This window comes from Chryseobacterium artocarpi (assembly GCF_001684975.1).
In the GTDB taxonomy this organism is placed as follows: Bacteria; Bacteroidota; Bacteroidia; order Flavobacteriales; family Weeksellaceae; genus Chryseobacterium; species Chryseobacterium artocarpi.
The window spans coordinates 1-441 of the sequence record NZ_MAYH01000036.1 but is presented as its reverse complement, the minus strand read 5'-3'; the positions used below and the strand labels follow the sequence as shown (position 1 = coordinate 441).

At 44.2% G+C, this 441-nt stretch carries 1 protein-coding gene; it reads right to left on the bottom strand.

What is annotated here, in order from left to right; translation table 11 throughout:
• The coding region (locus BBI01_RS14735; RefSeq protein ID WP_185114357.1) for a D-alanyl-D-alanine carboxypeptidase at positions 1-441 on the bottom strand (441 nt) is incomplete at both ends.

Below are 441 nucleotides of genomic sequence, written 5' to 3'. Positions count from 1 at the left end.
TTGATAAGTAAGAATCACATTATCTTTAGGAGCTTCCAAAACCGGTTTTCCATCCAGCTCAAGCTGGGAATTGGTAACCACCTTTCCTGAAATTTCAATTCCGGACTCTTTCAGCCATTGCTTTACTTCTGCAGCCAATTGTAAAGGAGGATTCGGGGCAGAACCTGAAACAGTTACCGTCTTTCCTGTGGGAAGCATTCCGTTGATCAACGCTGTATTGGAATGAGGAGCTGTAAAAATCAGGCTTTGGTCAGAGCTTCCTCCTGTGCTAAGATCATTAAGCCATTTTACCCCTTCCAGAGGATAAGAAAAGCTTTTAAATTCCGTCCCATTAATGTTAATATCAAATTGATTTTCCCGCCAGTTGACTCCCCATACACCTGCTCCGTAATAATTCCCCAGGTCATCCCATGGCCATCCCCCCGGAATGGTCTGATGATC